Origin of the sequence: Microvirga sp. HBU67558 (assembly GCF_018069605.1) — a bacterium.
GTDB lineage: Bacteria > Pseudomonadota > Alphaproteobacteria > Rhizobiales > Beijerinckiaceae > Microvirga > Microvirga terrae.
On sequence record NZ_JAGPUP010000401.1, the window covers coordinates 1 to 7,677 of the forward strand.

Sequence of the window (7,677 nt, forward strand, 5' to 3'; positions counted from 1 at the left end):
AAAGGACCGGCGCAAGGACACCGCCGCCTACGCTTCTCTTCCCTCTCAACAATGTCAAAGAGCAACACATCTTCCGATGCGACCGATAAAAACAGACCTCCGCAGAACAGCGCTTGTTCCCGACCGAAGTCGGGCCCAACAGCCCGGTTTCTGAGGAAGATCTGGGCGCCGTTCGCGTCAGCGGCGGCGTCGATGGGGGGTATATAGGCCGAACCTCGCGGGCCTGTCAACGTGCTTCGTGAAAGTTTTTTGACAGGCCATCCTGCGGGGTTTCCGGCACTCCCCTCGCACAGGTTTTTTCCGCCCCTGCCTCACTGCCGACACAGTGCGGCCTGAAGCAGAGCCGCGGCGGGCGTCCGTTTCCGCACCCTCTATCCTCGGAGAGTTGGCGCGCCCTCTGCAAGCTTGTCTATTAGTCTGTGCGGTTGTCGTCTCTTGTGCTAGATGGCCTCTGGTGTCTGTGACAGCAACCCACCTCCTTCATGCCAGACAGAGATCATGACCGCTCTCCCCCCTGATGACAGCCATGCCAAGAGCTCCCGAAAGGAAGCTTCGCGTCTGTCGTCCGGCATCGATCTCGGACACGAACCTCCGCTCAATACCAGCGGCCATGCGGCGCCCGAGATCGACAAGTGGGAAGTGAACCTCCGCTGGCTGGGCGCCAGTGTCCTGACCGGCGTGACGGGCGCCGTCCTGATCGGGGCCTCCATCTACATCGCCCTCGAAGGGGCAACGACCTCCGCCCTTCCTCCGGAGCGGGCCGCGCTCAACGGCCGGACTCCATCGGCAAGCATCGAAGAGCGGACCTCGAACGTGGCCCGCAAGGCCGACCGGCTCAACATGACGGAGCAGACCTCGTCCGCACGCCAGAGCTTCAAGGCCCCGATGACGATCCGCATCGGAGAGCGCGAGGCAATCAAGGTCCGCAACTTCGTCCGCATCGCCACGAATCTCTCCCTGAGCGCCGGAACCTACGCGGCCGACATCCCAGCCTTCAATCCTCTGCGCCTCTTCGCGGAAGGAATGGACGAGCAACGCGTCGAGCCCACCCCAGAGGTTGCGGATGCGGACGTGTCGGTCCTCAGGCGCGATCTCGCCTCGGTGGCCATCGCGGCGAGCGCCCCGTCCCTGACCGACGGCGACGTGCTTGCGATCCTGGAGGAGGAGCGACGGGTCTTCAACGATGCGGGGCGCCGGACCTCGGTGCCGATCCCCGCCCAGCAGATGCTGTCCCGGACCCTGCGGCAGCCGGAAGGGCTGGGGGACGCCCTGGGATATGCCCGTGTCGTGGACGCACCCTTCAGCACGATCGAGGTTCGCGTCGTGCCTGAGAACGTAACCGAGCTTCCCAAGATCGAGCAGAAGGCCATGGCGCCGCTCGTCGAGGAGCGCGAGGTGGTTCTCAAGAAAGGAGAGACCCTCGAGACGGTCCTGCGCAGCTACGGAGGCACCCCCGAGCAGATCGCCGCAATCACGACGGTTCTGGCCGCCCGGATCAAGGTCGAGGGTCTGACCGAGGGCCAGAGGCTGCGCATTCTCATCGCCCCCGGCCCCCGGCTCGGCGATCCCCGGCAGATCGTCCGGGTGATCACCCTGGGAGAGCGGGGTATCGAGGGAATCGCCGCAGCCAACGACCGCGGCGTCTTCGTGTCGGTCACGCCGCCGGCCGACGAGAGGAACCGCCAGGTTGCCGAAGCCTCGGAGGAGGAAGAAGAGGACGACGATCGGCGCGGCGTGCGGCTCTACGAGAGCCTCTACGAAACGGCGCTCAAGAACGAGCTGCCCCGCCAGACCGTGGACGAGCTGGTGCGCATCTTCGGCTACGACGTGGATTTTCAGCGCCGGGTCTCGCAGGGCGATTCCTTCGAGATTTTCTATGGCTCCGACGACGAGAACGGCACGCCCGAGGTCCTTTATGCCGCCCTGACGGTGGCCGGGGAAGCCCGCCGCGTCTACCGCTATCAGGGCGAGGACGGCACGGTCGACTTCTTCGACGAATCCGGGCGCTCCCTCAAGAAGTTCCTGATCCGCAAGCCCATCTCCGATGGCATTCTTCGCTCGGGTTTCGGATCGCGCTTCCATCCGATCCTGGGCTATTCGCGGCCGCATACGGGCATCGACTGGGCCAACAAGGTGGGCACCCCGATCCTGGCTGCCGGCAACGGCACCATCCGCTTCGCCGACTGGAAATCGGGTTACGGACGTCATATCGAGATCCAGCACGCGAACGGCTATGTGACGACCTATTCCCACATGTCGGGCTTTGCCAAGAACATGGCGTCCGGCATCAGGGTCCGGCAGGGTCAGGTCATCGGTTACCTGGGCAGCACGGGTCTGTCGACCGGCCCTCATCTCCACTACGAGGTGCTTATCAACGGCAGCTTCGTCGATCCTCTCAAGATCCGCCTGCCGCGCGGACGGGAGCTCGAGGGCCGCGGGCTGGTGGATTTCAAGCGCCAGCGTGAGCAGGTCGACGAACTGATGTCCCACAGCGTCGCCTCGGCCACTCTTTCCCAGCGGGCCGAGCTCCGATAGAGCCCCATGCTCGAGCTTTTCGGGATCGTCCTGCCGGTCTTCGGCCTGATCGGCATCGGCTATGTCGCGCGCCAGACGGGCCTCATTTCCGAGCGGGCCGGCGAAGGCCTGTCCGAATTCGTCTTCACCCTGTCCCTGCCGTGCCTGATCTTCCGGACCCTCGTACGCGCCGAGATCCCGGACGTTCAGCCCTGGGGCTACTGGATCTCCTATTTCGTCGGGGTTGCCGTCGTCTGGCTCCTGGCCACGGTGATCGGGCGGCGCTTCTTCGGGATCAAGGGGATTTCTGGCGTCGTCGCCGGCTTCTCGGCCGGCCAGGCGAACACCGTCTTCGTCGGCGTTCCGATAATCCTCAAGGCCTACGGGGACGAGGGCGCGGTTCCGCTCTTCCTCCTGATCGCCGTCCATCTGCCCGTCACGATGACCCTGGCGACGGTCCTGGCCGAGGGACGCCAGGCTTCGCCGGCCCTCGTCCTGCGCCGCCTCCTGACCCATCCCATCGTGGTCGGGATTCTGGCGGGCTCCGCCTGCCGCCCGATCGCCGCCCATGTGCCGGCTCCCGCCTGGCAGGTCATGGATCTCCTGGCGAGCGCGGCGGTTCCCTGCGCCCTCATCTCCATGGGCATCGCGCTGCGCCGCTATGGCCTCCAGACGGGCTGGAAGCTCCCGGCCGCGATCTCCTTCCTGAAGCTCGTGCTTCATCCCTTGATCGTGCTGGTGCTGGCCACAAAGGTGTTCGCCATGCCGCCGGTCTGGGCTGGCGTCGCGGTGCTCTTCGCCTCATGCCCGTCCGGGATCAACGCTTATCTCTTCGCGGAGCGGTACGGGGAAGGCGTTGCTCTCGCGTCGAGCGCCATCACCCTGTCGACGTTCCTCGCCTTGGGCACGACGCTCGTCTGGCTCTCCGTGCTCGGCGTGGGCTGAGGCGGACCTACGCCGGCGCATCGTGCGGAAAAGGCAGAGCCGGTTTTCGCTCACGCTGCTCTTCGGATCCCCGCTCAACGATGTTTTAGAAGCCGAGCCGCCGCCGGATTTCCTGCGGGGTCACGCCGTCGGCGCGCAGTTCCGACAGGGCTTGCGATTGCCGGCTCTTGGCCAGCTTGTCCCCGGTGGGATCGCGCACCAGTCCATGGTGGTGATAGAGGGGCGTCGGCAATGCGAGCAGAGCCTGAAGCAGCACGTGGAGATCGGTCGCGGCTTCGAGATCCTGCCCGCGCACCACATGGGTGACGCCCTGGAGGGCATCGTCCACCACCACGGAGAGATGATAGCTCGTCGGGGTTTCCTTGCGCACGATCACTGTGTCGCCCCAGCGCCAGGGAATCGCCGCGACTGTCTCCTCGTGGTCGTCCCGGTCGAACCGCCCGAAAGCATGCGGCCCCGGCAGGAGCCTCTGGGCCGCCGCCCTGTCGAGGCGCCAGGCCTGGGGCTCGCCGGCTGCGATCCGGCGCTCGGCCTCTGCGGCGGGCAGGTCCCGGCAGGTGCCCGGATAAAGCGGCGCGTCGTCCGGATCTCGCGGCCAGTCCCGGCCGCTCTCCGCCTCCCGGCAGGCGACGGCCTGCATGATGTCCTTGCGGCTGCAGAAGCAGGGATACGCGACGCCCCTCAACCTCAGGAAGGCGGCTCGATAATCCGCGAAATGTTCGGACTGGCGCCGCACCGGCGTCTCCCATTGCAGACCGAGCCAGGCAAGATCCTCATAGATGGCTGCCTCGAAGTCGGGCCGGCATCGTGTGATATCGATATCCTCGATGCGCAGGAGGAGGCGGCCGCCGAATCGGCGGGCGAAATCGGCATTGAGCAGCGCCGAATAGGCATGGCCCAGGTGAAGCCGCCCGTTCGGGCTCGGAGCGAATCGGAAAACGGGCTTCGTCACGGGAGCCTGCAGGACGAGAAGGAACACGAAGGAATGACCACCCTCCTCGAAACGGATGCGGTTCTCAAGAGGGGCTTGGGCGAACTGGTACGGGCGGATCCCGTCATGGCAAAGCTGGCCGCCAGCGGGGTCACGCCGCTCCTGCGCAAAAGGCCGCCCGGCTTCGAGGGCCTGGCCTGGATCGTCGTCGGCCAGCAGGTTTCGACCGCCAGCGCCACCGCCATCTGGACCCGCCTCAGGCAGATCCTCGAACCTCCGGGGCCGGACGTTCTTCTCCGCCTTTCCGACGAGGATCTCCGCGCGGCCGGATTGTCGGCCGGAAAGGTCCGGACCCTGCGGGCCCTGGCGACGGAGATCGTGGCGGGCCGGCTTCCCCTCGACGAGTTGCAGGATCGTCCGGCCGGGGAGGCTCACGATCTCCTGACACGAGTGAAGGGGATCGGGCCCTGGACGGCGGACGTCTACCTGCTCTTCTGCCTTGGCCATCCGGACGCTTTTCCAAGCGGGGATCTGGCCGTGCAGGAAGCGGCCCGCCTCGCATACGGGCTCGAAGCGCGGCCGGACGCCAGAACCCTGACCGCCCTGGCCGAGCGATGGCGTCCATGGCGGGGGGTGGCGGCCAAGATGCTCTGGGCCTACTACCGCATGGTCAAATCCCGGGAGGGCGCTCCCGCCTGACCGGGACGTCGGCCGCCTCAGCCTCCCCTCCCCTGAAGGCCACTAGGCCCGTGCGGCCGTGAGGGCTGCGTGGGCGCCGGACCGGAGCATGGCGATGTCGTTGCCGATGGACACCATATGAAACCCCTTGGCGGACAGCTCCGCCGCGCGGGCTCCAGACTGCGTATAGATGGCGGCTACCTTGTTGGCCGCCTTTGCCCGGGCGAGCACATGATCCAGGGCCTTCTCGACTTCGGCCCCGGTGGGGTTGACGCCCGCCCCTCCGGCCAGGGCGATCGACAGGTCCGAGGGGCCGACGAAGACCCCGTCGATTCCAGGCACGGCCAGGATGTCGTCGACGATAGCCAAGGCCTCGCGGGTCTCCACCATGGCGAAGGCGACGGTCAGGTCGTTGGCCCTCTGCAGGTAATCCCCCGGCTCCATCCCGGTCAGCGGGAGGGCCCCATAGGCGCCCCAGCTGCGCTCGCCCATGGGCGGGAACTTCATGAAGCCGGCGAAGCGCCTTGCATCCTCGACGGAGTTGATCATCGGGGCGATCGCTCCCATCCCGCCGGCGTCGAGGAAACGCGAGGCTGTGGCGAAATCTCCCACGGGGAGACGGACCAGGGCCGGCTTCCCGGCAGCGGCGACCAGGGGCACGGCCTGGAGCGCGGCGGTGAAATCGATGGCGCCGTGCTGCATGTCCAGGACGACGGCATCGAACGCCTCCCGGGCCAGGATGCCGGCCACGGAAGGATCCGGCAGGCCGCACCATGCCGTCAGAAGGGAAGAGCCGGCTTTCAGCCGCTCGGGGAACGAAGGGTGGGTCGGCATGATGCCCCTCTGCTGCAACGGTTCTTCGGCGCCGGCCGGAGCCAGCGGTCGCCTGACGGGCATCAGCGCCCCGCTTTGATCTCTTCGACGGCCTGAGCCATCAACTGGCCAAGCTTGGCCCTGAGGGCAGTCTCGTCCAGCGGCTGCCCGGCAGCGCTCAGATCCTGATGCGCCTTGCGGATCACGTCCGCGTCCCCGGGCTCGTGGAAATCGGCCAGGACGATGCTCCTGGCATAGGCCTCCGCCTCGGCGCCGGACTTGCCCAGACGCTCGGCTACCCAGAAGCCCAGGAGCTTGTTGCGACGCGCGGTCGCCTTGAAGCGGTTCTCCTCGTCAAGGGCGAACTGCTTCTCAAAGGCTTCCTCGCGGTCGTTGAACGTGGTCACGGGTCCTGTCCTCCTGGCTTTTCCTTATGCGATATAAGGGCGCACTCGCGCTGCCGCCAGACACACCCCATCTCTCCAACGGTGCTTTCATCAGGTTGCAGGATTGCAGCCTGTCTCCCCGCGTTGTGCTTGCCCGAGGGATCGGATAGGTTGCCCCTTCAAGCGGAGCGCCGGTGAAAAGCCGCGCGTCACGCCAGCCGCGGATCTAAAAAATGACCATCCCCAGGAGCCACGGCAAATGGATTTTCTCAAACCACGGTACACGCCTATGAATCGTCGCCGTCGCATCTATGAGGGCAAGGCGAAGGTCCTCTATGAGGGCCCGGAACCCGGAACGCTCATCCAGCACTTCAAGGATGACGCGACCGCCTTCAATGCCAAGAAGCATGAAGTGATCGACGGCAAGGGCGTGCTCAACAACCGGATCTCGGAATACCTGTTCCAGCATCTGAACGATATCGGCATCCCGACCCACTTCATCCGCCGCCTGAACATGCGCGAGCAGCTGATTCGCGAGGTGGAGATCATCCCGCTCGAGGTGGTGGTGCGGAACGTGGCCGCCGGCTCACTGGCGACCCGCCTCGGCATCGAGGAGGGCACGCAGCTGCCCCGTTCGATCATCGAATTCTATTACAAGAACGACGCCCTCAACGACCCGATCGTGTCCGAGGAGCACATCACGGCCTTCGGCTGGGCCTCTCCCCAGGAGATCGACGACATCATGGCGCTGGCCATCCGGGTCAACGACTTCCTGTCCGGTCTCTTCCTCGGCGTCGGCATCCGCCTCGTCGACTTCAAGCTGGAGACGGGCCGCCTCTGGGAGGGCGAGATGATGCGCATCGTCGTGGCCGACGAGATCTCGCCGGATTCGTGCCGCCTCTGGGACATCAAGTCCAAGGACAAGCTCGACAAGGACCGGTTCCGCCGGGACATGGGCGGGCTGGTCGAGGCCTATACGGAGGTCGCTCGCCGGCTCGGCATCCTGTCCGAGAACGAGAACCCGGTCACGGGCGGCCCGCGCCTCGTGCAGTAAGGTCCGCGTGCCTGCCATCGTCCAAAGCCCGGCCGCCGCGCCGGGCTTTTTCATTGGCCGCCGGAGGGCACGGCACGCCTTCAGGGCAATGGCTTCCGTTGCACGGGTCCCGAGGGAGAGCGCGGTGCTTTTCCGATTGGGATGGTCCGGCACTGATCCTCTCCCCGTCGTCGCCGGCCCTTTGGCGGTGATCGCGATGCGGTGAGGCGGGGTGGGCCCGCCCCGATCCCCTCTCCCGGTCATCACCGGGCGTGTCCCGGTGATCCCGCTTGTTTGAGGTGCGGCGCTCTTCCGGATCGGGATGGCCGGCACAGGGCCGGCCATGACGTGAGAGGTTGGTGGGACGGGGGAGCGTC

Annotated in this window: 7 protein-coding genes; 4 read left to right on the top strand and 3 right to left on the bottom strand. The window is 66.2% G+C overall.

Annotation, left to right across the window (positions count from 1 at the left end):
* The first annotated feature begins 498 nt into the window (after positions 1-498).
* Both KBI52_RS03060 and KBI52_RS03065 read left to right on the top strand, forming a co-directional pair.
* Entirely contained in the window at positions 499-2,535 is a 2,037-nt protein-coding gene (locus KBI52_RS03060; protein ID WP_210805224.1) for a M23 family metallopeptidase, read from the top strand.
* A 6-nt stretch (positions 2,536-2,541) separates the two neighbouring features.
* Positions 2,542-3,459, top strand: coding sequence for an AEC family transporter (locus KBI52_RS03065; protein ID WP_210805226.1), 918 nt, complete (start codon positions 2,542-2,544; stop codon positions 3,457-3,459).
* An 85-nt stretch (positions 3,460-3,544) separates the two neighbouring features.
* Here the strand turns inward: KBI52_RS03065 and gluQRS are convergent, their stop codons facing one another.
* A complete protein-coding gene (gene gluQRS, locus KBI52_RS03070) occupies positions 3,545-4,411 on the bottom strand; it encodes a tRNA glutamyl-Q(34) synthetase GluQRS (RefSeq protein ID WP_210805230.1) in 867 nt (288 codons plus the stop codon).
* A 33-nt stretch (positions 4,412-4,444) separates the two neighbouring features.
* Between gluQRS and KBI52_RS03075 the strand changes: the two genes are divergently transcribed.
* Positions 4,445-5,089 carry a DNA-3-methyladenine glycosylase gene (locus tag KBI52_RS03075; RefSeq protein WP_210805228.1) on the top strand — a complete coding sequence of 215 codons (645 nt, stop codon included), beginning with the start codon at positions 4,445-4,447 and terminating at the stop codon, positions 5,087-5,089.
* A gap of 42 nt (positions 5,090-5,131) precedes the next feature.
* Here the strand turns inward: KBI52_RS03075 and KBI52_RS03080 are convergent, their stop codons facing one another.
* Both KBI52_RS03080 and KBI52_RS03085 read right to left on the bottom strand, forming a co-directional pair.
* Positions 5,132-5,902 carry an HpcH/HpaI aldolase/citrate lyase family protein gene (locus KBI52_RS03080; protein ID WP_173945088.1) on the bottom strand — a complete coding sequence of 257 codons (771 nt, stop codon included), beginning with the start codon at positions 5,900-5,902 and terminating at the stop codon, positions 5,132-5,134.
* 62 nt (positions 5,903-5,964) lie between these two features.
* Positions 5,965-6,288 (bottom strand): DUF1476 domain-containing protein, encoded by a 324-nt coding sequence (locus KBI52_RS03085; protein WP_173945089.1) that lies wholly within the window; start codon positions 6,286-6,288, stop codon positions 5,965-5,967.
* A 238-nt stretch (positions 6,289-6,526) separates the two neighbouring features.
* On the opposite strand from KBI52_RS03085, the gene purC reads away from it, so the two are divergent.
* Complete coding sequence (gene purC, locus KBI52_RS03090) at positions 6,527-7,321, top strand: phosphoribosylaminoimidazolesuccinocarboxamide synthase (protein ID WP_173945090.1); 795 nt, start codon at positions 6,527-6,529, stop codon at positions 7,319-7,321.
* Positions 7,322-7,677: the final 356 nt, after the last annotated feature.

Excerpts from the sequence above, each read along its gene's own strand:
- KBI52_RS03075 (WP_210805228.1), top strand. The coding sequence starts at position 4,445 with ATGACCACCCTCCTCGAAACGGATGCGGTTCTCAAGAGGGGCTTGGGC.
- purC (WP_173945090.1), top strand. The coding sequence starts at position 6,527 with ATGGATTTTCTCAAACCACGGTACACGCCTATGAATCGTCGCCGTCGC.
- KBI52_RS03080 (WP_173945088.1), bottom strand. The coding sequence starts at position 5,902 with ATGCCGACCCACCCTTCGTTCCCCGAGCGGCTGAAAGCCGGCTCTTCC.
- KBI52_RS03060 (WP_210805224.1), top strand. The coding sequence starts at position 499 with ATGACCGCTCTCCCCCCTGATGACAGCCATGCCAAGAGCTCCCGAAAG.
- KBI52_RS03065 (WP_210805226.1), top strand. The coding sequence starts at position 2,542 with ATGCTCGAGCTTTTCGGGATCGTCCTGCCGGTCTTCGGCCTGATCGGC.